Below are 22,174 nucleotides of genomic sequence, written 5' to 3' on the forward strand. Positions count from 1 at the left end.
ATGAAAAAGAAACTGATCATAAAAATCGGCACCTCTACGCTTACGGCAGGGACGAACCGGATATCATTCGCTGTGATCGAAAGCCTGGCGCGACAGATCGTGGAACTGAAAAAAGAATATGATATCGTAATCGTCTCGTCAGGGGCAATTGCTACCGCCAGACAATTTGTAGAGATCAATGGTTTTAACAAGCGGGTCGACTCGAAACAGGCCCTGGCCGCCATCGGACAGACCAAACTGATGGAGTTGTACGACAATATTTTCAGCACATTCGGACTGAATATCGCCCAGATATTACTGACCTATCGTGATTTTGAAAATCCGGTAGCCAACGAGAACACCCGAAATACCATCAAACGCCTCTGGCAGGTCGATTATATTCCTATTGTCAATGAGAACGATACCGTCTCCATCGAGGAGATCGTGTTGGGCGACAACGATAAACTCTCGGCTTTGGTCGCGGCAATCATCGAAGCGGATCTACTCATCCTTGTCTCCGATATCGATGGCATTTTCGACCGGAATCCTCATCTGCATGCCGATGCGCGATTGATTGCCGAAGTATCCGATCTGAATTCCATCAAAGAATATATCGAAGAGAAGGAATCATTACTCGGTACCGGCGGCATGTCTTCCAAAGTACATGCGGCAGAAATATGTATGTTGCACAGCGTGGAGATGTGGATCGTGAATGGCCAACGTGCCAATTACATCATCAACGCCATGGGCAACCGCATTCCCTTCACCAAGTTCAGCAAATAAGGTGGGAAAGTGGAAAAGTGAGAAAGTGGAAAAGAAGCCCCGATTAGGTAATTGGTAATTGGTAATTAGTAATTGATAATTGATAATTGGTAATTGATGAAAGTGAAACATGGTTTTATAGGCTTCGGCAATCTGGCCAAAGCAGTTTATCAGGGTTTAAAAGAGGAAGAAGGGATTGAGTTCTCCTATTACGCCAGAAGCCGGAGAGAAACAGATATAGCCTATTATGAAAGGATGGACGATCTGGTCGCCTTTGCAGATGTGGTCTGGCTGATGGTAAAGCCACAGGATTTGTCCGCTGTGCTGGAAGCGCTGAAACCACTCAACCGGATAAGAAAGACCATCGTTTCACCCGTTGCCGGCAGAAATATAGCTTTCATTGAGCGTTATCTGGGTAAAGGGCAACTGATCGTGCGCATCATGCCCAATCTGGCAATGGCTTACCGTAAATCGGTGACTGCTTTCGCCACCAATCAGCCCGGGAACCGGAATGCCACAGAAATTTTCAACCTGCTGAAAAAATTGGGGAAAGCGGTACAATTGGAAGAGAGCGGCTTCGACTTGTTCACCGCAGTCTTCGGAAGTGGCCCCGCTTTTATCCTCTCCTTTATCCAGATTTTCAAGGAGAAAATGCAAGAGTTCAATCTTCCCGGAGCGCTTCTCGACGAACTCCTGTTAGAACTCACACAGGGGACTACCCTCTATTTTAGCCAGAACCAGAAAAACCACAGTATCGAGCAGTTGATACAAAATATCACCAGCAAAGGAGGTACCACCCAAGCCGGCCTGGATTACTTCCGCGCTCACCAAATAGGGAAACACTTCGAAGGGATACTGGATGCCGCCAAAAACAGGTCTGTGGAGATGGCTAAAAACGGAGATTGAGGGATGAAAAAGGCAGAGACAAAAGATGATATCATGAACAGGCTCTCTTCTGCTTCGTTGAAAAAGGAAGATATTGTTCCCATCTTGAAAATGGGCACCAAAGAAGAGATGCGGATCCTCCAATCCCTGGCAATGCAAATCAAACAGGAGAGGGTTGGCCGGATAGTCTATTTCCGCGGGCTTGTGGAATTTTCAAACCTATGTCGCAAAAACTGCTTTTATTGCGGATTGAGGAAAGAGAACAAAGGGGTGAACCGTTTCCGCCTTAGCGAAGAGGAGATCCTGCAAGCCGCCGCCTTTGCGCATGAAAAACGCTACGGCTCGTTAGTGCTCCAGTCCGGGGAAAATCAAAGCGAGGAACATATCGATTTTATTTGCAGGGTCGTGGAGGAAATCAAGTCAAAGTACGACCTGGGAATCACCTTATCCTGCGGGGAGCAGAGTGAGGATACCTACCGTCGTTTTTTGGCAAGCGGAGCGCACCGCTATCTGCTTCGCATAGAGACTTCATCACCGGAACTATACGGGAAATGGCATCCCGGGGACGGGAAACACAGTTTTGAGACGCGTCTCAATTGTCTGAAATCACTGAAAAAAATCGGTTTTCAGGTGGGTTCCGGGAGTATGGTAGGGGTACCTTACCAGACGTTGGAGGATATCGCGGGTGACATCCTTTTCCTACGGGACATGGAAGTGGACATGATGGGGATTGGCCCTTTCGTCGAACATTCGGGGACCCCGTTCTACCGGAGCGAGGCTTATTCCATCCCACGGGAAGAACGGCTGAAGGTCACGCTGACGATGATAGCCGTTTTGAGAATATTGCTAAAGGATGTGAACATCGCCTCCACCACAGCCATGCAGGCGTTGGACAAATTCGGCAGGGAAAAGGGATTACTGTTCGGCGCCAATGTGATTATGCCCAACCTCACCCCTGCCACCCGGAGGAAAGACTACCTCCTTTACGAGCACAAACCGGATCTCGACGAAGATGCTCTCCTATGCGATAATTCTCTCGAGGCGCGTATAGCCAGTGTGGGAGAGACAATCGGATACGGACAATGGGGAGATCCGCTGCATTTTTTTCGTCGGATCAACCACTCTTCATCACCATCTTAAAATATGACTGTGTCGATGTTGGCTCCGCCGAACATTGTTCAACCCAAATGACCTGCCCACCTGTCCGCCTTCCCTTATTGACTGATCAGTGATATGGGCATATTATTCGCATTTCCAGCTATGGGTTCCCCACGAAACATCGAAAGTTCCCCGCTTCAGTTGCACACATTTCAAACTTACATGCGAGACTGGAATCAATAAATTCCAAAAGTAAAGGTCAGTTTCTCTCCCCTTTGGCTTTGTAGGCAATGGCATAAAAACGGATCTGCTTGATTACCGAAAGTAAACCGTTAGAGCGCGTTGGCGAAAGATGTTCGGTAAGTCCGATCTCTTTCATGAAGCGCAAATCGGTGTTGATAATCTCATCGGGGGTACGCCCGTTAAATACCCGTAGTACCAGTGCCAGCAATCCCTTGACTATGATGGCGTCACTTTCGGCCTGGAACCAGAGCTTTCCGTCACGGTAATCGGTCTGCAGCCAAACACGGCTTTGACATCCCTCGATAATATTCTCAGGGATTTTATATTTTTCATCGATCGGTTGCAGAGCGTTTCCGTGTTCAATAATAATGGCATACTTATCCATCCAGTCATCGTAGATGCTGAACTCATCAATAATTTCCTGTTGTACTTTGTCTATTGTTTGCATCATGTTCCTTTTTCTGTATAAATCACTTCCATTACTGTTTGTCCGGCTGCCTTGAGGCTGCCCTTGTCGATATTGCGCATATCATCTCTATGGGTGTGCCAGTGTGGCGCAAATCCGGTATGGGTATCGGTCTTGAGATTGATTATATTGACACTCGGCGCCCGGTGATGCTGGTTGACCGGCAAATGATCGTCGGTAATATAACCTCCGCTTTTCGAGAGGAAGTAGTTTCCGTATCCTAATTTCGCCGCGACGCCCCATACCTTTTCCAATACTTCCGACGCATATTTCATGGAATATCCCTCTTTCAGGAAGGTGGCGTTTGCGGCGCCCACCATATCAAGCAAAATGCCATAGGCGGCTTTGTAATGTGCCACATGAGGTTGTTCAGACCAGTATTGCGACCCGAGACACCACCAGTCCCCCTGTACCCAATCGGCAGCAAAAGAGGGTTGTCCCCAATCTTCCAGGTCGAAAAAGATCATGTCGATTCCGACTTCCACCGGGAGCCGGTGCAGGTGGCGGGCAATTTCCAATAGAACCCCTACCCCACTGGCTCCATCGTCGGCACCCGCAATGGGTTGTCGTTGCTTGTCAGGCACCGATTCCTCGTCGGCAAAAGGGCGGGAATCCCAGTGTGCGAAAAGTAAAATTCTTTTCTCTTTTTCAGGATAATAACTCCCTATGATGTTGCGTATCGTCAGATTTTCACCGTCGTAGTGGGTAATATCGGCCTTTTGTTCTATCACCTGTGCTCCGAATTCGGCCAGTTTTCCCGTTAAATAATCACCACAGGCTTTATGTGCCGGCGAGCCGGGCACCCTGGGGCCAAAACCCACCTGTTTCGCCACAAACGCATAAGCACTGTCAGCATCGAATTCAGGAGAAATTTGCCGGTATAATTCCAGCTGTACCATATTCTTATTGGATTGACAGGAATTGCATGATATGGAAAACAGCACTCCGGCTATTAACAGGATCAACAGAAAAAAACTACCCGCACGTTGCATATAATTTGTTTATTTCAAGATTTGACTGCGCTGATTTGAATTTTAAGAAGCTGTTTTGAATTTTTTCATCCATTGTTTTTTAGCCATTTTTTGATGGATTTGGATTTTCATTGATTGAAATGTGGCGGGCCACTTAAAAGAAATGAAAGTTCAAAGGCGCGAAAAAGGGCAAAAACAATATGAAAGAGTGGAAAAATATGCGTAAAATAATTACTCGTAAAATTCAAAACAGTTTCTAAAATCCCAGATTCAGAATTTTGAATTGGGTCAACGTTCGGCGGAGCCAAAATCGGCCTAGTGAAATCATCAACCTCTCTACTTCCCAGTTCTAAGTTCTTAGTCCCAAGTTCTAAGTTCTTAGTTCCAAGTTCTCAGTTATAAGTTCCCAGTTCTCAGTTCTAAGTTCTCAGTTCTAAGTTCTCAGTTCTAAGTTCTCAGTTCCAAGTTCTAAGTTCTAAGTTCTCAATTTCCAATTCCAATCCACGAATTATCACTGATTCCTCTGATAAGAAAAATTCGAAATCCCTATATTTTGATAAGTCTCTCTCAACGCCTCTTCATTGTCGGAGATAACCAACAACTTATCTCCCGCATGCAGTTCGGTTTGACCGGTCGGCACGAAAAATTGATCCCCTCTTTTCACCATAACGACCAGCGTCTTATCCGGCAAAGGCATCTCTATCAGATTCTTACCATAATTCAAGGTCTGTTCTGTAATAAGTATTTCAGTCATGGCCGATTTGATCTCTTCCGCAAATTCCACATCAAAATCCTCCAACGCCTTATGTTTTTGCGGTTTTTCGGCCAGATTGAGCCATCTTGCCACCATCGGGAGGGAAGTACCCTGCACAAGTAACGAGACAATGGTAATCACAAAAACAATATTAAAAATCCACCGTGCATCGGGAATTCCCGCGGCCAACGGTAAAATAGCGAAAATGATAGGCACTGCGCCTCTCAGCCCCACCCAAGAAATATAGAGGTTGTCCCTGAAACCTATTTTACGGAAGGGGATCAATGTAAGAAATACAGTGAGCGGACGTCCGATAAAAATCAGGAAAGCGGAGATAATCAAGGCGGGCACGATTACTTCAACCAGTTCGCCGGGATTGACAAGCAAACCGAGAGTAAGGAAGAGCAATATCTGACTCATCCAGGCCACTCCATCAATAAATTTCATAGAGGTTCGCTTATGCGAGAACTTGGCATTTCCTATCACCAGTCCGGCAATATACACGGCAAGGTATCCGTTTCCTCTCAGATAGTAGGTGGCTGCAAAAATAAATATTCCCTGGGTCAATAAAAGAATAGGATAAAAAGAACTGTTATCCATACGAATACGGTTAATGATAATCACCGATCCCTTCCCCAGCAGATAACCCATTCCCGCGCCGACAGAGAGTTGTATCACGATGGTGAGGATCACCATGCCGATATCGGGATCGCTTCCGGACTGGATGATTCCCATAAACACAATGGTAAGCATATACGCCATCGGGTCGTTGCTTCCACTCTCCAGCTCCAGCAATGGCCGGAGGTTATTTTTAAGTGAAAGTCCTTTTGAGCGCAATATCCCGAATACCGATGCCGAATCGGTCGATGAGAATGTGGATGCAAGCAACATGGCCGCCACCAGGCTGATTCCCGAGGCCGGAAACATATGACCGGACAACCAATAGGTGAACAGGCCTGTCAGAAGGGCGGTAATAAACACCCCTAAGGTGGCAAGCATCACTCCGGGCCAGATAACCGGCTTGATGTCAGAGAATTTAGTATCCAATCCACCGGAAAACAGAATTACTGTCAAACAGATCGTGCCGATCGTTTGGGCAGTTTGCACATTCTCAAAAACCAGACCGAATCCATCCGATCCGAAAACCATTCCCACCACAAGGAAAAGCAACAATATGGGAACACCAAAACGATGGCCTGCTTTCCCAATCAGCATGCTTATAAAAAATAGAATAGATCCTACTAATAACAATAATTCAGGGCTTATCGTCATTTTATGATAGTTTTATTGTATGAGTGAAATAAAATCTTCTTCAATTCTCAATGCGGCTATCCCCCCCATAATCAGCGGGAAGTTCAATTTCACATGTCCCACCGGGAAATTAAAACAGAGCGGGAAATCATATTCACTGACTGCCTCTCTGATAGATTCCGACAGTGGGGAATACATTTGGTTGTCCTCTTCATAACCGGTGAACTGACCGACAATCAGGCCACTGATCCTTCTGAATATTCCGGCAAGTTTCAACTGATGTATCATCCGGTCCACACGATAAGGCACTTCGCCAATATCCTCGATGAACAATATGCCTCCATTGGGAATTCTCGCATATTTAGATCCCAACAGGCCGCAGAAAACCGACAGATTTCCCCCGAACAATCTCCCTGTAGCCTCTCCCTTTCTGTTCAAATGAGAATTTTTCTCTCCCACAGGAATCCGGTATTTCACAGGCTGCCCCGCCAAGATACTTTTTGTGTGACGCACAGCTATATCTTCCGCCCCTTCATCGGAAAAATGTTGGGCCATCGGCCCGTGAAGGGAAGCTATGCCGTAGGTTTGCAGCGCGGCATGAAGTAGGGTTATATCACTATAACCGACAACCCACTTCGGATTTCGTTTGATCCCCGAAAAGTCAAGCTTTCCAAGCAAATGGACCGTGCCATAACCGCCTCGAGAGCAGAAAACAAGTCTCACCTCCGGATCATCGAACGCTTTTTGCAGATCAGAAAGTCGCTGTGCCACCGAGCCGCTGAATCGCCCTATGTCGCCCAAGGCGTTTTCACTGATTTCCGGACATAGTCCCCAGCTATCCAAGACAGCGGCCGCGTCCCGCACCACATATCCGTCAATTTTTCCCGCAGGAGAGAGGATGACGGCTCTATCGTTGAACTGCAGTGACGGCGGTCGCTTCATCTTGTTAATTTATCCCCTCTATGCATCGATATGGGCATAGGTCGCATTCTCTTCAATAAATTCCCGGCGGGGGGCTACCTCTTCTCCCATCAGCATGGAGAAGATAATATCCGCATCGGCGGCATTCTCAATCGTGACCTGCTTCAGGGTGCGGTTCTCCGGATTCATTGTGGTCGCCCAGAGCTGTTCGGCGTTCATCTCTCCAAGACCTTTGTAACGTTGCGTATGAACAGCATTCTCGTTACCATCGGCATATTTGTTGATGAAAGCCTGCCGTTGCTGATCGTTGTAGCAATACTCTTCAATCTTTCCTTTCTTGCAAAGATAGAGGGGTGGAGTGGCAATGTAGACATATCCGCTTTCTATCAGCAGACGCATATAACGGAAGAAGAAAGTAAGAATGAGCGTGTCGATGTGGCTTCCATCCACATCAGCATCGGTCATCAGGATGATTTTATGATACCTCAGTTTCTCGATATTGAGTTCTTTGGAATCCTCCTCGGTTCCTATGGAAACACCTAAAGCAGTATATATATTCTTGATTTCATCGCTTTCCAGCACTTTATGCGGCATCGCTTTTTCAACATTGAGAATCTTGCCGCGCAAGGGCAAGATAGCCTGGAACATACGGTTACGTCCCTGCTTGGCAGTCCCCCCGGCAGAATCTCCCTCCACCAAGAATATCTCGCTCTGTGCCGGATCTTTGCTGGAGCAGTCGGCCAGTTTCCCGGGCAACCCCGCACCCGATAAGGGAGACTTGCGCTGCACCATCTCACGTGCTTTGCGGGCAGCCTGGCGGGCGGTGGCTGCCAGGATCACTTTTTCCACAATCACCCTGGCTTCTTTGGGGTGTTCCTCCAGATAATATCTCAGGGCCTCTCCTATCGCCTGATCCACGGCTCCTATCACTTCACTGTTACCCAGTTTTGTTTTGGTCTGCCCTTCAAACTGCGGCTCTGCCACTTTTACAGAAAGCACGGCTGTAACACCTTCGCGGAAATCATCACCGCTGATTTCCACTTTCACCTTATCGAGCATTTTGGAATCTTCGGCATACTTTTTCAATGTACGCGAAAGGCCGCGCCTGAAACCCGTGAGATGCGCTCCACCTTCAATGGTGTTGATATTATTCACATAAGAGTAGATGTTCTCGTTATAAGTATCGTTATAGGTGAGCGCTATTTCGATAGGGATACCATTTTTCTCGGTGACAATATGGATAGGATCCTGAATGAGCGATTCCTTGTTTTTGTCGATATAACGGACAAACTCTTTGAGACCGGTTTCAGAGTAAAAACGTTCTGTTTTGAACGCACCTTCCTCATTCACCACCCGTTTGTCGGTCAAAGTAAGCGTAACGCCGGCGTTCAGGTATGCCAGTTCGCGAAGACGGGTCGCCAGAATATCGTACCGGTATTCCATTGTGGTGAAAATGGTGTCGTCGGGTTTAAAAGTGATAATCGTGCCGCTTTCTTTGGTCTCCCCCACAATTTTCACGTCGGCGTAAGGCTTGCCTTGCGAATACTCCTGCACATAAATCTTCCCATCCTTATGTATTTCGGCTTTCAGATAGATAGAGAGGGCGTTCACACAGGAAACCCCCACCCCATGAAGCCCACCCGACACTTTATAGGTACCTTTGTCGAACTTTCCCCCGGCATGCAATACGGTAAGCACCACCTCAAGGGCCGACTTCTTCTCCTTCTCGTGGTAATCGACCGGGATACCGCGTCCGTTATCCTTTACAGTGATTGAATTATCTTCATTGATGGTCACATTTATCTCCGTACAGTAACCGGCCAATGCCTCGTCGATCGAGTTATCCACTACTTCAGAGACCAAATGATGCAATCCTTTTTCACTTACGTCACCGATATACATCGCCGGACGTTTACGTACCGCCTCAAGCCCTTCGAGCACCTGAATATTTTGAGCAGAATAATTTCCGCTTGCATTTTTTTTCTCTTCTTCTGACATTTCTTTCAATATATATTAAAACTACCTGTGAATTAAATACTTATAATGGATTTACCCATTCTTCCAAAACTGAACAAAAATACGAAAAAACAGTCACTTTTCCAACCTCTTTTTGTTTTTTTAGAACGTTCGCTTGAAGCCAAATGAGCAGAAAGCCCAACCGGTTCGTATGTTTTCAATAAGCGAAAACTGAAGCAAAACAAGTTTTGATTATGTTGAGCGAAAAAACCACTAAAGGGCGCTTGAATATGCCACAGCGAGCGAACGACTCGCTTTAGTAAAGGGTCGCGTGAAGCTGAAAACGGTTACGTTTTTCGGGAAAAGCCCATAAACGACAAAAGCGGACAATAAGTCCGCCTTTGTGATATAATGATATAGAGTAGAGTGTGCAGTCTAAAACTCGTAATCGATTGCTGCCCTACCGATGCCTACTTTGGCGATAAACTCCCCCACTTTCATATGCGCGGGGTGTTCAGCATACATTTTCAGATCTTCCAGTGAATCAAATTCACTGTCGAGCACAACATCATAATTTTCGGAGGAAGCCTGAGGATGATTCGCGAAGACCTCTATCTTTCTGATTACGGGTATCACCTTTTTTAACGCTTCCAGCTTTTCCTTAACCAGGAGAATGTTTTCCGTTTTAGCATTCCCTTCGGCCTCTCCGGCCAACTTAAAGAATACCAGATGTTTTATCATCTTAACTCAGGCTGTTCACATGAGAAGCCAGTTTCGACTTGAGGTTATTGGCCTTGTTTTGATGTATCACATTCTTCTTGGCCAACTTGTCAAGCATAGAACAAACTTCGGGATACATCTTCTGAGCCTCTTCTTTGGAAGTGATCGCACGTAATTCCCGCACTTTATTTCTGGCAGTGCGTGACACGTATCTGTTTGCCAGACGACGCGCTTTGGTTTGTCTGATTCTTTTTACAGATGATTTATGATTTGCCATTTCTGTTGACGCGTATGTTTAAATTTTTCTAAATAAATTGTAGCCCATAGGGGAATCGAACCCCTCTTTCAAGAATGAAAATCTTGCGTCCTAACCGATAGACGAATGGGCCCTTTCGGGCGTGAACCCTATTGTTAAAAATGTTGCTGTCTCAATTGCGGGTGCAAATATAGAACGTTTTTCTGAAAGCACAAAACTTTTCTTTTAATTTTCTTCATTTTTCTTTTCATTTCTCTTCCCAGATCTGTTCAAAAGGCTGGAAAAGAGAAAAAAACTATTTTTATATTATACCCAATTGGTTCTTTCAAATATTTTATCTAATTTTGCAGCCCGTAAAACAAGGTTTCAATTATTAAGGTAAGGGGAAATTATTAAGGTAAGGGGAACGGCAAGAATCGGGCGTCAAAAAACCTGGAACTAACCGTACTTACTCCATATATAATACAGAAGACAAAAATAAGAAACAAAAATAAAATAATCGTATGAAAAGAACATTTCAACCCTCTAACAGAAAGAGAAAAAACAAACATGGATTCCGTTCCAGAATGGCTTCCAAAAACGGAAGGAAAGTGCTTGCCGCCCGTCGCGCAAAAGGCAGGGCTAAATTATCCGTGTCAGACGAATATTAAAAACATTATCTTTAAAAAAACAGGAATAGCATTGCCCATTCCTGTTTTTTGTTTTTCCCAGCACACCCCTGACCGCACTTTCACTTTTCTTTTTCCCTATCTCTGCTCTCCCACTCTCATTATTTTTTGTACTTTTGTATTCCGTATATGCTTATACACTTATACGCTCGATTGTTATGAGTAAAGGACAAACTAAAGAATCCATCCTCAGCAGCAACATTGTAAAAAACCTGCTGATGATTATAGCATGCGGTGTACTGCTTGTCGTGCTGGCATTGCTATTACTGAACGTTTATACAAGACACGGACAAAATGTGGTTGTGCCTTCATTGGAAAGCCTCCAGATAGAAGAAGCAACTACTATCCTCAGAGCCAAAGGCCTACAGGCCGAGATCGTGGACTCCATTTATCAACGTGATGCCGCGCCGGGAGCAATCATTGATCAGAGGCCCAAAGCCGGAAATAAAGTGAAGGAGGGACGCGCCATCTATTTGACGATCTACGCCAAGAATCCTCAGATGATCGCCATACCGGAATTAACGGACTACTCCATCCGTCAGGCCTCCGCGCTACTCAATTCGCTGGGATTCACCCAGCTATCGATTCAGGAGGTACCGGCAGAATACTCCGGCCTGGTGGTAGCCGTGGAATACCGGGGTAAAAGACTGGCCCCCGAAGAAAAGATCCCTGCCGGCTCGGCACTTACACTGGTTGTCACCAGCGGAGTCCTTGCCGACTCATTAAGGATCGATAATGAATACATCGTACCGCCCGCAAGGAGAGGCAACGGCAATGGCCTTCAATCGGGAAGCGACGGGGCAATAGACGATTCATTTTTCTAACAGATTACTTGTGACGGAACAGAATTTGGACGACATCGATTTTTTATCTGAGGATGACGATGGAATAGTAGAAGGGTCCCGGGAAGAAAATCGGAAATTCGAACATTATCGGTTTGTGGCGGATAAGGGACAAACTATGCTGCGAATCGACAAATTTCTGTCTGTCAGGATAGAAGGGATTTCCAGAAACCGTATTCAGCAAGCAGCCGACGCTGATTGTATCCTGGTGAACGGACAACCGGTAAAATCGAGTTACAAGGTAAAACCGCTCGATGTGATCTCTATCGTGATGGATCGTCCCAGGCGCGAACTGGAGATCATACCTGAAGACATCCCGCTTGACATTGTCTATGAAGATGATGTGCTGATGGTGATCAATAAACCCGCCGGCATGGTAGTACACCCCGGTCACGGAAATTATACCGGGACACTGGTCAACGCCGTAGCATATCATCTCAACCGGGATGATATCCGTGACATGGATGATCCGAGACTGGGCCTTGTGCACAGGATCGATAAAGATACGTCAGGCCTGCTGCTGGTAGCCAAAACCCCTGAGGCCAAAACAAACCTCTGCGGACAGTTTTTCCGGAAAGAGACAAAACGTATGTATGCCGCTTTGGTATGGGGGAATCCGGCGGGCGACCACGGAACCATAGAGGGTAATATCGGGCGTGACCCGAACGACCGTATGCGTATGCGTGTCTTCCCCGACGGTGATCACGGCAAACCGGCTGTCACCCACTACAGCGTACTGGAACGATTCGGTTATGTAACATTCGTACAATGCCGGTTAGAGACAGGGCGCACACACCAGATCCGTGTTCACATGAAACAGATAGGACATCCATTGTTTAATGATGAACGCTATGGAGGCAATGAAATCCTTCGCGGCACCCGTTTTGCGAAATACAAGCAGTTTGTTTTCAATTGCTTCGCGCTCTGTCCCCGGCAATGTCTACACGCGCAAACATTAGGTTTTGTACATCCCAACACGGGAGAAGAGCTCTATTTTGAAAGCGATATCCCGGAAGACATGCAATCGGTCATCGACAAGTGGAGAGCCTATGGCAGTGTGGCCCGATGATTCGAAGGAAAGGTGGGAAGTGGGAAGGTTTGTTGATTTAACAGTTTTATAATCTGACGGTTTAGAATTTGGGATCTGAATTAGCAATCTACGAAGTCAATTATCAATCGACGAAGTCAATTAACAATCGACGGAGTCAATTAACAATCGACGGAGTCAATTTGCAATCGGTGTAAGCCAAATCTTGAATTTTAAATCTTAAATTTTGAATCTTGAAATAATGAAAAAAAATGTCGCCATTGTGTGGGGAGGCTACTCTTCGGAAATAGTGATATCCGAAAAGAGTGCTGCCGGCATATACTCCTTTATCGACAAGGAGAAATACGACGTCTACAAGGTCAGGATAGACCGCACCTCATGGGAAGTGGAAGATCAGGGTTTTTATCCGGTCGACAAAAATAATTTCAGTTACAGGGATGGCAACGGCAGAAGTGTCCTGTTCGATTTCGCCTATATCACCATCCACGGCACACCCGGCGAAGATGGAACACTCCAAGGTTATTTCGATATGCTGGCTATTCCCTACTCCAACTGTGGAGTGCTGGCCTCAGCGCTGACGTTCAACAAATTCACCTGTAACAGTTTCCTGAAAAACTTCGGAATCAGGGTGGCCGATTCGATACTCCTGCGGAAAAATGATCCCTGTCACCCCCATGAGATCATCTCCAGGCTGGGATTACCCGTCTTCGTAAAACCCAATCTGGGCGGTTCCAGTTTTGCCACCACCAAAGTAAAGGAGAGCGCTCAACTCTCAGAAGCTGTGGAAGAGGCTTTCAGGGAAGCATCCGAAGTGATTGTCGAGCGCTTCCTGCAGGGGAGAGAAGTGACCTGCGGCTGCTTCAAGACCGATAAAGGAATGACGGTGTTACCCGTTACGGAAGTAGTTACCACCAATGAGTTTTTCGATTTTGACGCCAAGTACAATGGCCAGGTGGAAGAAATCACCCCGGCGCGGCTTCCCGCAGAAATCACCCAGGCTATTCAGCAGCAGACCGAAAGAATATATCACCTGATCGGTGCGAAAGGGATCATCCGGGTCGATTATATCTTGACAGGCGATGAGCCTGTTCTCCTGGAAGTGAATACCACACCGGGAATGACCGCCACCAGTTTTATTCCTCAACAGGTAAATACTGCCGGACTCTCCATGACAAATATTATCTCTGAGATAATAGAAACAGAAATGAATCAGGTATACTTTTAACCCGTAACAATATTATGACAGAAAGAATGAATCGATTCAACGATATCAGTCCCATTCCCGACAGCAAAGTTCCGGAGACGATTGAGAGGCTCATGGCCAACAGTTATTTCAGGCGCGCGGCCGAACCCTTTGTAAAACCCCTTCCGTGGGAGGAGTTTACGGCAATCATGGGTCAATGCAGGACCAAGAACGATTTTCAGCGTCACGTCATCTATCCGGCCATGAAGCAACTGATCGCCAAAACCACTGCCGAGATGCGTGGTGCCGGATGGGAAAATATTCCCGAAGGCACAGGAAACCTTTTTATCTCCAACCATCGTGATATTGTACTGGATGCCGCTTTCCTGAATATACTCATGATCGATCAGGATAAACCTACCACAGAGATAGCGATAGGAGACAACCTCCTTATTTACCCCTGGATAGAAGAATTGGTACGCCTTAACAAAAGCTTCACCGTAAAACGGAGTGTGTCTGTACGCCAGAAGCTGGAGGTGTCAAAACATCTTTCGGAATATATCCATGACACGGTGAACCGGAGGGCACAACCGGCATGGATTGCACAATGCGAGGGGCGGGCAAAAGACTCGAACGATAAAACACAAGTAAGCCTCCTTAAAATGCTCACTCTGCACGATAGCACCAATCCGGCGCGGGCATTGCAAGACCTGCACATCATTCCCCTTTCCATTTCCTATGAACTGGATCCATGCGATTATCTCAAGGCCAAAGAGTTCCAGCTTAAACGAGATAATCCGGACTACAAAAAAACCGAGGCCGACGACATTGAAAATATGTACACCGGCATCATGGGTTTCAAGGGACGTGTCGCATTCAGGTTCGGCACCTGCATCGACCGGGCAGTCGGTGACATTCCCGAAACCGTTGGCAGGAATGAGTTACTCGAAAAAGCGGCTTCCCTTATCGACCGGGAGATTTATCGCAATTACACCTTTTTCCCGTTCAATTACGTGGCATACGACCTGATGACCGGTACCGGACGGTTCTCATCGGAATATACCGACGAAGACCTGTCGAATTTCAACACATATCTGCAGAAGCAGATCGACAAAATAAACATCCCCAACAGAGACGATGATTTCCTGCGTGAGAAAATCATCGGGATGTACGGGAACACGGTTAAGAACAATCAGCTAGCACAATAAATGCGCAATGAGAGGTTTTACGGCTACTCTTTGGGCATTTCTGCTGATCCTCCTTCTTTCCGCATGTGAAAAGGATCGGGGAAGGATGGACGACTATCTGGTGGAATTTGCCACGGTAGTAAAAGAAAACTCAAACTACCGTTTTAGACTCGACAATGGCAGGTTGCTTATTCCCGAAGCAGTAAAAGACTACTCCGGGAAAGAGGGTCAACGCGTCATTCTCAATTACACGCCATTGGAGGGAGACGCCATCAAAATTAATTTTGTATCCAATATATTCACAGGTATTATTCAAGCGGAGGGATTCCCGCAAAATTACTCAGATGATCCGGTGAAAATCCAAAGTGTGTGGGTCGGCGGAGATTACCTGAATCTGGTCATGGAAATAGAATACCTTAGAGAATCACACAGCGTGGCCCTGTTCCGTGATCATTCTTCCACATCGGTAGATCTCTATTTCAGCCATTCTTCAAACGATGATCCTCCGGGATATCCCAAGATAATGCATGCTTCTTTCCTTCTCACGGACTTGCGGGAGCGGGCAGAGAGTTCTCCAGTCCCCTTCCGGTTTTTTATCAACACCTATACCGGAATTCGTATATTTGAGCTGGAATTAAAATAAAAGCTGCGAATTTTATCCGCAGCTTTCCTTATTTCTATGCTTATTCAATAACAAACCGGTTCTTTTTACTCCCCCGCGCTTGTCCCACCAAAGTGGGTTACCCCGGGATTCCCGGGATAGGATCCTCATCTATCACAAAGTCGATGGGTAGGAGACATTTCACATGTACCTTTTCACCGTTATTCTCACCCGGTATCCATTTCGGCATAAGACCCAACACGCGGATCGCTTCCTCATTGAGAGACTTATTCGATCCTTCCACCACCTCTATATTTGAGATGGAGCCGTCACTGGCTACTATGAACGAACAGAGGATCCGTCCTTCGATACCTTCCTGTCTGGCTTCACGCGGGTAACGGATATTATGCGCGATAAACGCAGACAATCCCGACTCCCCATAGGTATATTGCGGCATCTTATCCACTATGGTGTAGATCGTGTTGTTCTCAATTACCTCAGGGTTCGTTTTGGAATAATTACGTGTAACCTGGACTGGGTTACCCGACGCTACCGCATGCTGATTGAGCCTGAAATACATGGGGACATAGGTTTCGGAACGCACGATCTCTCCCTTATGCCTGGCTGGACGCCAGGGCGGCATAGCCTCCAAAATACGCAGCGCCTCCTGATTCAGCAACGAGTCAGCACGATGGATAATATTGAAGTTGGAAAGTGTACCGTCTTTCTCCACCACAAAGGTATATACCACCAATCCCTGGGCATTCCGCGCTCTCGCATCTTCCGGATACTTCAACGTGTTCGCAATAAAACGGTGCATTTCCGGAGTTCCTCCCGGATATATCGGCATTATATCGGGTTCTTCAAAAACCTTGTCGCTACTCGACATCGGCGCTTCTTGCGCCAAGAGAACTGACTGTTTCGCAACAAAGCCTCCAATAAAAATGCAGGTGACGAAAACAAAGAGAAATTTAGGTATACTCATCTGACTAAAATCCGCTGAAATATGTTACATTTGATCCAGAGACAAAGATATAAAAAACCACTGGTTTACACAAAGGAAAAAACGGCATGGATCTTAAATTTTCTTTCCCTATAGGAATGTTTCGCGTTGATCCACGTGGATGCGAACGATTGCCATCCGCCACCGTCGCACGCTTCAAATCCCTCACTATTCAGCCCCTTGTTTCACCGTCATCCCGGATCACAGGAAAGGAATCACACTCTCTTCCGGTACTATTCCGTTGATCGTGAAGAACGCATGAATAGGTTTTATACCCTCCCGACAAGTTATAAACCGCCGTATATCCGTGCTGTGAAAGGATGCGTGAGGCTATATAGCCCCTCAATCCCACCGCGCAGTAAATATAAATCGGTTTACCGGCGGGAACTTCGGAAAGCCTGCCCCGCAATTCATCCAGGGGAATGTTGACAGCCTTGTCGATATGCCCGGAGTCAAATTCCTCCTTGGTCCTCACATCAAGGATCATAGTATCTGCTCCCACCTTGTCCATATCATTCCAGTGGACAATCTTTACCCGTCCGGCAAGGATATTCTCGGCAATAAATCCCGCCATATTCACCGGATCTTTCGCGGAAGAAAAAGGAGGGGCATAAGCATGCTCTATCTCCTGCAAATCGTAAACAGTTCCTCCGTTACGGATCACCTGCGCCAATAGGTCAATGCGTTTATCCACCCCGCCGAATCCGACCACCTGTGCCCCGAGAAGTTTCCCGTCGGGAGCGAAGTTGATTTTGACCGACAACGGTAAGGCGCCGGGGTAATAGCCGGCATGGGATCCCGCATGGCTGATCGACGTCATATACTTTATTCCTTCCCGCGAAAGCAATCTTTCCGAAGCTCCGGCGGAAGCGACGGTCATGTCGAATAGTTTGGCGACGGAAGTTCCGATCGTCCCTTTGTAAACCCTGCTGTTTCCCGTGATGATGTTGTCAGCGGCGATTCTCGCCTGTTTGTTCGCCGGGCCGGCAAGCGGGATAAGTGTGGGACTCCCGGTGACAGGGTTCTTCACTTCCACGGCATCGCCCACCGCATAGATATCCGCGTCGGACGTCTGCATATAGTCATTCACCACGATCCCTCCCAAACGGCCGATTTCCAGTCCGGCGCCCTTGGCCAGGCTGTTCTCAGGCGTTACGCCGATACTCAGGAGAACCATATCAGCCGTAAGGGATTTTTGGCTTGCCAAATGCACCTTGACACGCCCATTATCAGATTCGAACGCTATAATATTTTCATTGAGGAAAAGGTCTATTTTCCGTGAACGGAGATAGTGATGCACCATAGCCGCCATGGGGTAGTCAACCGTTCCCATCACCTGATCGGCCTGCTCGACCACCGACACCGACAGGCCGGCTTCTTTTAGGTTTTCGGCCATTTCAAGTCCGATAAACCCGCCTCCCACAATCACCGCCGATGCTGCTTTTTTTCCGGTGATTGCGGATTTTATCCGATCCATATCTGGCACATCGCGCAACGAGAAGATGTTCTCATTCTTTATGCCGCTGATTGCCGGTTTTACGGGTTGCGCACCGGTAGAAAGGATCAGCTTATCGTATCCTTCCTTATATATGGCTGCCGTTTTCAGATCTTTTACCGTGACGGTTTTTTCTTCAGGATCTATTGCGATAACTTCCGATTTTACACGAACATCCACGCGGAAACGACTTCTGAAACCTTCCGGAGTTTGCAGGAATAAATCTTCCCGGTTCCCGATCGTTCCCCCGATATGATACGGCAGGCCGCAATTGGCATAAGATACATATTCATCTCTCTCGAAAAGAATAATTTCCGCCTCCTCATCCAGCCTTCTGAGGCGCGCAGCCGCAGTAGCCCCTCCGGCTACTCCCCCGATAATAATGATCTTCATATTCATGTGTTCCTTATTTGTCACTCTATATATTTGCCAATAACAATAATGCAGGTGAAACTTTTATTCTTTTACGATGGAAGCCCATTGGGCAAGCAGCGAATGGATATCGATATCATGCTTTCTCATTTCCCTGATTTTTTTCCTGCCGGTATCTGTCAGCGTAAAAATCATCTGACGCTTATCGGAGGTTCCTATCTCGCGTAAAATAAAATTCTTTTCTTCCATAGTATGGATGATACGTGACACCCTTGAACCGGACAGTCCGATGAAATCACATAATTCGTTCGCGGATTTCGGCTTGTCATCTTTCAGGCAGCAAAGCAAAGCCCCTTCATTGATAGTAATGCCCGTTTCCTCCGCGAACCGCTTCTCATAATCGTAAAGAGCTTTATATATATCTTTTAGACGGCAGATTGATTCCATTACAAATAATTGCTACTACAAATTTTTTGCAAAGTAAATATTTTTCGGTCAAAATTCCAAAAAACTTATTAACCGGTTAATTTGGTAAAACCGCCCGTTCCCGCAAAATCGCGAGGCGACCGTCGAAGCAGGAAGGTAATGGCTTTCAAGAGAAAAAAAATGGGTTATTGCTACTAAAACAAATCACATGATCAATTTATCATTGAAAATCTGTATCTTTGCACTCCTAATAAGAAAGATTGTTTTACATGCAGAATATCCGAAATATTGCCATCATCGCCCACGTGGATCACGGCAAGACCACTTTGGTGGACAAAATGTTGATGGCAGGCCATCTCTTCAGGGACCACCAGCAGACAGAAGGTTTGATTCTCGACAACAACGACCTGGAGAGGGAGCGGGGTATCACTATCCTCTCAAAGAATGTCTCCATACGATACAATGATATCAAGATAAATATTATCGACACGCCCGGCCACGCCGATTTCGGCGGTGAAGTGGAGCGCGTGCTCAACATGGCGGATGGCTGCCTGTTGGTGGTAGACGCTTTTGAAGGGCCTATGCCGCAGACCAGGTTTGTATTGCAAAAGGCACTCGAGATCGGGCTAAAGCCTATCCTGGTGATCAACAAAGTGGATAAACCCAACTGCCGTCCCGAAGAGGTGCAGGAGGATGTGTTCGACCTGATGTTCAGCCTTGACGCCACCGAAGAGCAACTCGATTTCCCCACCATTTACGGTTCCGCCAAACAGGGATGGATGTCTGATGACTGGAAAAAACCGTCCGGCAGCATCACTCCCCTGCTGGATGCGATCATCCAATATATTCCTGCCCCCAAAGTGCTGGAAGGCACGCCGCAGATGCTGATAACCTCTCTCGATTTCTCCAACTATGTGGGTCGCATAGCTGTGGGACGCGTACACCGCGGCACCATCGCTTCGAACAAGGATTATGCGCTTTGCAAAAGAGATGGGAGCATTCAAAAGATCCGTATCAAGGAGGTAAACCTGTTTGAGGGGTTGGGGCGCGTCAAAGTGGACGAGGCCACATCGGGCGACATCTGCGCACTGATCGGAATTGAAGGATTTGATATCGGGGATACGGTGACAGATGTGGAAAAGCCCGACCCGCTCGACCCCATAGCTATCGACGAACCGACCATGTCGATGCTGTTTACCATCAATAACTCACCCTTTTTCGGTCAGGATGGCAAATATGTCACTTCGCGCCATATCTACGAGCGGCTGATGCGGGAGTTGGACAAGAACCTGGCACTTCGCGTGGAGGAGACCGGCAGCGCCGATTCATGGATCGTATATGGGAGGGGGGTATTGCACCTCTCGGTGCTGATCGAAACCATGCGCCGCGAAGGATATGAGCTGCAGGTGGGGCAGCCGCAGGTGATCATCAAGGAGATCGGAGGAGAAAGGCACGAGCCGATGGAACAGCTCACGGTGAACCTCCCCGAAGAATCGGCCAGCAAAGTGATCGACGTCATCACCCGCCGCAAGGGGGAATTGCTTACCATGGAAAATAAGGGCGACCGCATGCACATGGAATTCGTGATTCCCTCACGAGGGATCATCGGGCTGAACAATACCGTGCTCACGCTTTCCGCCGGAGAGGCTATCATGGCGCATCGTTTTCTGGAATTCCGTCCATGGAAAGGAATTATCGAAAAACGCCAGAATGGATCCATCATCGCGGGTGAGTCGGGAAATGCCTATGCCTATGCCTTGGACAAGTTGCAGGACAGAGGCAGGTTTTTCATTGAACCGCAAACCGATGTGTATGAAGGACAGGTGGTGGGCGAACACAATAAGGAGGGCGACTTGGTGGTCAACGTCACCAAATCGAAAAAGCTGACCAACGTGCGCGCGTCAGGAAGCGACGACAAGGCGCAATTGGCTCCGCCCGTCATCTTCAGCCTGGAGGAGGCCTTGGAGTACATCAAGGAAGATGAGTATGTGGAAGTGACACCCAAACACATGCGTATCCGCAAGATACTGCTGGATGACAACGACCGCAAACGGGCGGTCAAGAAAGGGTGATATAATATCAACGAATCCATTTCACCTAATCATCGTGGAACAAACTTCCCGAGAACGGCATCTAATCGCCTTCACTCAGGCTTTTGATTTATCCCGAAGCAACTCTTCCAGCAAAGCCACCTTTTCCTTCTCCGATTGAAGCATCCGCTCGTACAGCCCCACTTTTTCATCATACAACTGCACGATCTTTTCGATTGGGTTATTGATCGTGGCATTATTATATAATGCCGAGTAATGACCAGAAAAGGTGTTCGAAACAATATGCACTGTTCCCTCGTCGGTAAAATTCTTTATGGCATCCGAAGGGATATTCATCGCGTTGGCTATCTTCTCCAGCATTTCATTATCCAGCTCCTCCTTATTCTCGAGCTTGGATACCGATTGTTGTGTCAGGTGCAGCCTCTCCGCCAGATCCTCCTGTTTCACACCCAGTATTTCACGAAGACGTTTCACGTTATATCCCAAATGTTTCCGGTTAACCCTGTAAATTGTTTCCATAATTGCTTTCCATTTAAAATCCAAGAAAAACCCGGATAATTGTTATTAATTAGCTTTAACATTCTGTCTTTGTATCAGGGTGTTAAGAGGAAGCAGGCTCTGCTGGGGAGCAACCTGTCAGCAATAAGCATCCTGACTGTATGCAGTAATGTTGGTTTTAGGAGGTGGATATCCTGCCTCCTTTTTTGTATTAATGACACTGTCTATATGGCTAAGAAAATCCAAATGTAAATCCTATCGTAAACATACTTTCCACAACGCTTCGACCAATTACCAACGGAATGTTTCGTAAATTCCCCGGGGATTTCCATCCCATGGAAACGTGACAGCGATTTTATCCTGTTCTTTTCCCTTGTGGTGTCTTTTACTATTGAACTTCTTAACCTTATCAAAGAACGCATTTAATATAGCTTATTTTTTCGCTATTTTGCTGGAGTTTCCAATTTCAAACATAGGAACTTGTTTTGTGATGAAAGATGAAACATAGTAAACTCCTTAACCAACAAAAATACAAAAA

General features: G+C 46.8%; 20 protein-coding genes, 1 tRNA gene and 1 pseudogene. 10 read left to right on the plus strand and 12 right to left on the minus strand.

What is annotated here, in order from left to right; translation table 11 throughout:
• From proB to hydE, 3 genes are all read left to right on the plus strand, one after another.
• Entirely contained in the window at positions 1-762 is a 762-nt protein-coding gene (gene proB, locus D7D25_RS11715) for a glutamate 5-kinase (RefSeq protein WP_122969140.1), read from the plus strand.
• Positions 763-858: 96 nt separating this feature from the next.
• Positions 859-1,647 carry a pyrroline-5-carboxylate reductase gene (locus tag D7D25_RS11720; RefSeq protein WP_122969141.1) on the plus strand — a complete coding sequence of 263 codons (789 nt, stop codon included), beginning with the start codon at positions 859-861 and terminating at the stop codon, positions 1,645-1,647.
• Between the two features lie 3 nt (positions 1,648-1,650).
• Positions 1,651-2,766 carry a [FeFe] hydrogenase H-cluster radical SAM maturase HydE gene (hydE, locus tag D7D25_RS11725; protein ID WP_255417282.1) on the plus strand — a complete coding sequence of 372 codons (1,116 nt, stop codon included), beginning with the start codon at positions 1,651-1,653 and terminating at the stop codon, positions 2,764-2,766.
• Between the two features lie 217 nt (positions 2,767-2,983).
• On the opposite strand, the gene D7D25_RS11730 is transcribed toward hydE, so the two are convergent.
• The 8 genes from D7D25_RS11730 to D7D25_RS11765 form a co-directional block, all read right to left on the minus strand.
• Positions 2,984-3,415, minus strand: a complete 432-nt coding sequence (locus D7D25_RS11730) for a SufE family protein (RefSeq protein WP_122969186.1) — start codon at positions 3,413-3,415, stop codon at positions 2,984-2,986.
• Positions 3,415-4,425 carry a M28 family peptidase gene (locus D7D25_RS11735; protein ID WP_122969142.1) on the minus strand — a complete coding sequence of 337 codons (1,011 nt, stop codon included), beginning with the start codon at positions 4,423-4,425 and terminating at the stop codon, positions 3,415-3,417. The genes D7D25_RS11730 and D7D25_RS11735 overlap by 1 nt, the downstream gene beginning before the upstream one ends.
• Positions 4,426-4,915: 490 nt before the next feature.
• Positions 4,916-6,430 carry a potassium/proton antiporter gene (locus D7D25_RS11740; RefSeq protein ID WP_122969143.1) on the minus strand — a complete coding sequence of 505 codons (1,515 nt, stop codon included), beginning with the start codon at positions 6,428-6,430 and terminating at the stop codon, positions 4,916-4,918.
• Positions 6,431-6,442: 12 nt separating this feature from the next.
• Positions 6,443-7,351, minus strand: a complete 909-nt coding sequence (locus D7D25_RS11745) for an LD-carboxypeptidase (protein WP_122969144.1) — start codon at positions 7,349-7,351, stop codon at positions 6,443-6,445.
• A gap of 18 nt (positions 7,352-7,369) precedes the next feature.
• Complete coding sequence (gene gyrB / locus D7D25_RS11750) at positions 7,370-9,328, minus strand: DNA topoisomerase (ATP-hydrolyzing) subunit B (RefSeq protein WP_122969145.1); 1,959 nt, start codon at positions 9,326-9,328, stop codon at positions 7,370-7,372.
• Positions 9,329-9,721: 393 nt separating this feature from the next.
• Positions 9,722-10,027, minus strand: coding sequence for a Dabb family protein (locus tag D7D25_RS11755; protein ID WP_122969146.1), 306 nt, complete (start codon positions 10,025-10,027; stop codon positions 9,722-9,724).
• A gap of 1 nt (position 10,028) precedes the next feature.
• Entirely contained in the window at positions 10,029-10,283 is a 255-nt protein-coding gene (gene rpsT / locus D7D25_RS11760) for a 30S ribosomal protein S20 (protein ID WP_122969147.1), read from the minus strand.
• A 40-nt stretch (positions 10,284-10,323) separates the two neighbouring features.
• Positions 10,324-10,395, minus strand: a tRNA-Glu gene (locus D7D25_RS11765).
• A gap of 370 nt (positions 10,396-10,765) precedes the next feature.
• Here D7D25_RS11765 and rpmH point away from each other — a divergent pair.
• The 6 genes from rpmH (at position 10,766) to D7D25_RS11795 (ending at position 15,833) form a co-directional block, all read left to right on the plus strand.
• Positions 10,766-10,912 (plus strand): 50S ribosomal protein L34, encoded by a 147-nt coding sequence (rpmH, locus tag D7D25_RS11770; RefSeq protein WP_019539052.1) that lies wholly within the window; start codon positions 10,766-10,768, stop codon positions 10,910-10,912.
• A 176-nt stretch (positions 10,913-11,088) separates the two neighbouring features.
• The gene (locus D7D25_RS11775) at positions 11,089-11,754 is read left to right on the plus strand and encodes a PASTA domain-containing protein (RefSeq protein WP_255417283.1); all 666 of its coding nucleotides are present in this window, start codon (positions 11,089-11,091) and stop codon (positions 11,752-11,754) included.
• Positions 11,755-11,764: 10 nt separating this feature from the next.
• Positions 11,765-12,841 (plus strand): RluA family pseudouridine synthase, encoded by a 1,077-nt coding sequence (locus tag D7D25_RS11780; RefSeq protein WP_122969149.1) that lies wholly within the window; start codon positions 11,765-11,767, stop codon positions 12,839-12,841.
• Between the two features lie 220 nt (positions 12,842-13,061).
• Entirely contained in the window at positions 13,062-14,045 is a 984-nt protein-coding gene (locus D7D25_RS11785; protein WP_122969150.1) for a D-alanine--D-alanine ligase, read from the plus strand.
• Positions 14,046-14,059: 14 nt separating this feature from the next.
• Positions 14,060-15,211, plus strand: coding sequence for a 1-acyl-sn-glycerol-3-phosphate acyltransferase (locus tag D7D25_RS11790; protein WP_255417284.1), 1,152 nt, complete (start codon positions 14,060-14,062; stop codon positions 15,209-15,211).
• Positions 15,212-15,218: 7 nt separating this feature from the next.
• Positions 15,219-15,833 carry a NigD-like C-terminal domain-containing protein gene (locus D7D25_RS11795; RefSeq protein ID WP_122969152.1) on the plus strand — a complete coding sequence of 205 codons (615 nt, stop codon included), beginning with the start codon at positions 15,219-15,221 and terminating at the stop codon, positions 15,831-15,833.
• Between the two features lie 97 nt (positions 15,834-15,930).
• Here D7D25_RS11795 and D7D25_RS11800 read toward each other — a convergent pair whose 3' ends face one another.
• From D7D25_RS11800 to D7D25_RS11810, 3 genes and pseudogenes are all read right to left on the minus strand, one after another.
• Positions 15,931-16,698: an energy transducer TonB gene (locus D7D25_RS11800; RefSeq protein ID WP_158602605.1), complete on the minus strand. Its 768-nt coding sequence runs from the start codon at positions 16,696-16,698 to the stop codon at positions 15,931-15,933.
• A gap of 355 nt (positions 16,699-17,053) precedes the next feature.
• Positions 17,054-18,682, minus strand: a pseudogene (locus tag D7D25_RS11805) (FAD-dependent oxidoreductase); the annotation flags it as partial.
• A gap of 63 nt (positions 18,683-18,745) precedes the next feature.
• Positions 18,746-19,108, minus strand: coding sequence for a MarR family winged helix-turn-helix transcriptional regulator (locus tag D7D25_RS11810; protein ID WP_122969154.1), 363 nt, complete (start codon positions 19,106-19,108; stop codon positions 18,746-18,748).
• Between the two features lie 248 nt (positions 19,109-19,356).
• Between D7D25_RS11810 and typA the strand changes: the two genes are divergently transcribed.
• Positions 19,357-21,159, plus strand: coding sequence for a translational GTPase TypA (gene typA / locus D7D25_RS11815; protein ID WP_122969187.1), 1,803 nt, complete (start codon positions 19,357-19,359; stop codon positions 21,157-21,159).
• A gap of 75 nt (positions 21,160-21,234) precedes the next feature.
• Here typA and D7D25_RS11820 read toward each other — a convergent pair whose 3' ends face one another.
• Positions 21,235-21,657 carry a helix-turn-helix domain-containing protein gene (locus D7D25_RS11820; RefSeq protein WP_122969155.1) on the minus strand — a complete coding sequence of 141 codons (423 nt, stop codon included), beginning with the start codon at positions 21,655-21,657 and terminating at the stop codon, positions 21,235-21,237.
• Between the last annotated feature and the right edge of the window lie 517 nt (positions 21,658-22,174).

Source organism: Proteiniphilum sp. X52 (genome assembly GCF_003712195.1).
In the GTDB taxonomy this organism is placed as follows: domain Bacteria; phylum Bacteroidota; class Bacteroidia; order Bacteroidales; family Dysgonomonadaceae; genus Proteiniphilum.

What these genes read in the sequence shown, in the direction of transcription:
- D7D25_RS11740 (WP_122969143.1), bottom strand. Translation starts at nt 6,430, where the DNA reads ATGACGATAAGCCCTGAATTATTGTTATTAGTAGGATCTATTCTATTT.
- hydE (WP_255417282.1), top strand. Translation starts at nt 1,651, where the DNA reads ATGAAAAAGGCAGAGACAAAAGATGATATCATGAACAGGCTCTCTTCT.
- D7D25_RS11785 (WP_122969150.1), top strand. Translation starts at nt 13,062, where the DNA reads ATGAAAAAAAATGTCGCCATTGTGTGGGGAGGCTACTCTTCGGAAATA.
- D7D25_RS11755 (WP_122969146.1), bottom strand. Translation starts at nt 10,027, where the DNA reads ATGATAAAACATCTGGTATTCTTTAAGTTGGCCGGAGAGGCCGAAGGG.
- proB (WP_122969140.1), top strand. Translation starts at nt 1, where the DNA reads ATGAAAAAGAAACTGATCATAAAAATCGGCACCTCTACGCTTACGGCA.
- D7D25_RS11795 (WP_122969152.1), top strand. Translation starts at nt 15,219, where the DNA reads ATGAGAGGTTTTACGGCTACTCTTTGGGCATTTCTGCTGATCCTCCTT.
- rpsT (WP_122969147.1), bottom strand. Translation starts at nt 10,283, where the DNA reads ATGGCAAATCATAAATCATCTGTAAAAAGAATCAGACAAACCAAAGCG.
- D7D25_RS11720 (WP_122969141.1), top strand. Translation starts at nt 859, where the DNA reads ATGAAAGTGAAACATGGTTTTATAGGCTTCGGCAATCTGGCCAAAGCA.
- D7D25_RS11790 (WP_255417284.1), top strand. Translation starts at nt 14,060, where the DNA reads ATGACAGAAAGAATGAATCGATTCAACGATATCAGTCCCATTCCCGAC.
- typA (WP_122969187.1), top strand. Translation starts at nt 19,357, where the DNA reads ATGCAGAATATCCGAAATATTGCCATCATCGCCCACGTGGATCACGGC.
- D7D25_RS11735 (WP_122969142.1), bottom strand. Translation starts at nt 4,425, where the DNA reads ATGCAACGTGCGGGTAGTTTTTTTCTGTTGATCCTGTTAATAGCCGGA.
- D7D25_RS11775 (WP_255417283.1), top strand. Translation starts at nt 11,089, where the DNA reads ATGAGTAAAGGACAAACTAAAGAATCCATCCTCAGCAGCAACATTGTA.
- gyrB (WP_122969145.1), bottom strand. Translation starts at nt 9,328, where the DNA reads ATGTCAGAAGAAGAGAAAAAAAATGCAAGCGGAAATTATTCTGCTCAA.
- D7D25_RS11745 (WP_122969144.1), bottom strand. Translation starts at nt 7,351, where the DNA reads ATGAAGCGACCGCCGTCACTGCAGTTCAACGATAGAGCCGTCATCCTC.
- D7D25_RS11810 (WP_122969154.1), bottom strand. Translation starts at nt 19,108, where the DNA reads ATGGAATCAATCTGCCGTCTAAAAGATATATATAAAGCTCTTTACGAT.
- rpmH (WP_019539052.1), top strand. Translation starts at nt 10,766, where the DNA reads ATGAAAAGAACATTTCAACCCTCTAACAGAAAGAGAAAAAACAAACAT.
- D7D25_RS11820 (WP_122969155.1), bottom strand. Translation starts at nt 21,657, where the DNA reads ATGGAAACAATTTACAGGGTTAACCGGAAACATTTGGGATATAACGTG.
- D7D25_RS11730 (WP_122969186.1), bottom strand. Translation starts at nt 3,415, where the DNA reads ATGCAAACAATAGACAAAGTACAACAGGAAATTATTGATGAGTTCAGC.